The organism is Peribacillus sp. P4_C12 (assembly GCF_056402095.1).
Map to the genome: position 1 here is coordinate 1 of NZ_JBFUIB010000828.1, position 1,268 is coordinate 1,268.

Consider the following 1,268-nt stretch of genomic DNA (forward strand, 5'->3'; position numbering starts at 1 on the left):
ATTAACAGAAGCACGACCTGGGATGTTATATACCATTACAGGTAGCGTCGTACTTTCTGCAATTACTTTAAAATGTTGGTAAAGACCTTCTTGATTCGTTTTATTATAATACGGAGCCACAAGCATGATCGCATCTGCACCGTTTTGTTCTGCCTTTTTTGTCAACTCAATAGAAGCATACGTATTGTTGCTTCCCGTACCCATGATGACGGGTACCCGTTTTTCTACAACCTTCGAAACATGACGCAATAAGGCGATTTTTTCCTCCGAAGATAAAGTTGGAGACTCCCCAGTTGTGCCCRAAAGCACAAGTGAATCCGTTCCATTCGTTAATAAGTAATTGACCAATGAAGTCGTTTTTTGAAAATCAACATTTCCCTTGCTATCGAAAGGGGTGACCATTGCCGTTGATACTCTACCAAATATCATCATTTAACACCTCTTTAATTAATAAAACTTGTATGCTTATTATGCTTCACTTTCATGCAAATGAAATGCATAATGAAGTGAATTAACAGCTTCTACTAAATCTTCTTCTTTTACTAAAACCCAAATAGTCGTATGGCTGTCAGCAGATTGAAGAATAGCAATTTCTTTCTCAGAAAGCGCTGTGACAATCTTCGCTGCAACGCCTGGCACACCGTTGATGCCCGCACCGACTACAGAAACTTTAGCACAATTCCGCTCAATTACAGGTTCATGACCAAGCTCGGCCAAAATAGAAAGAGCAAGTTCTGTCATCTCCTCCGAAACCGTATAAACAACGCCATTTGGATAAATATTGATAAAGTCAACGGAAATGGAGGCATTGGCCATCGCTTTAAAAACTTCCGCCTGTAAATTATATTGGTCTTTTTTCGCGCGTACTTTAATTTGGGTTATTTTAGAAACGTGAGCTATTCCTGTAACTAGTCTTTCCCGTATGTCACTACCCTGGCTCCCCTTATTTACACCTGTGACAAGTGTTCCTAATCCATCACTGTATGTTGATCGGATCCTGATCGGAACTTTTGCCTGCATGGCAATTTCAACAGCACGGGGATGAATGACCTTGGCACCTTGATAAGCCATGTTACAAACTTCTGTATAAGAAACGACCGATAATGGACGAGCTTGCTCGGCAATACGTGGATCGGCAGTCATTATTCCTTCCACATCCGTAAAAATATCGACCCTTTCAGCTTGTAAAGCCGCACCTAATGCTGCAGCTGATGTGTCGCTTCCGCCACGGCCAATAGTCGTAATGTCGCCGTTTTTAGCTGCACCCT

The 1,268-nt window shown here is 41.8% G+C and carries 2 protein-coding genes; both read right to left on the reverse strand.

What is annotated here, in order from left to right; all coding sequences use genetic code 11:
- Positions 1 to 432: dihydrodipicolinate synthase family protein (locus AC1DUW_RS29405; protein WP_477644256.1), on the reverse strand; the 432-nt coding region annotated here is incomplete at its 3' end.
- A gap of 36 nt (positions 433 to 468) precedes the next feature.
- Positions 469 to 1,268 (reverse strand): aspartate kinase (locus tag AC1DUW_RS29410; protein WP_477644257.1); only part of this gene is annotated, 800 nt, incomplete at its 5' end.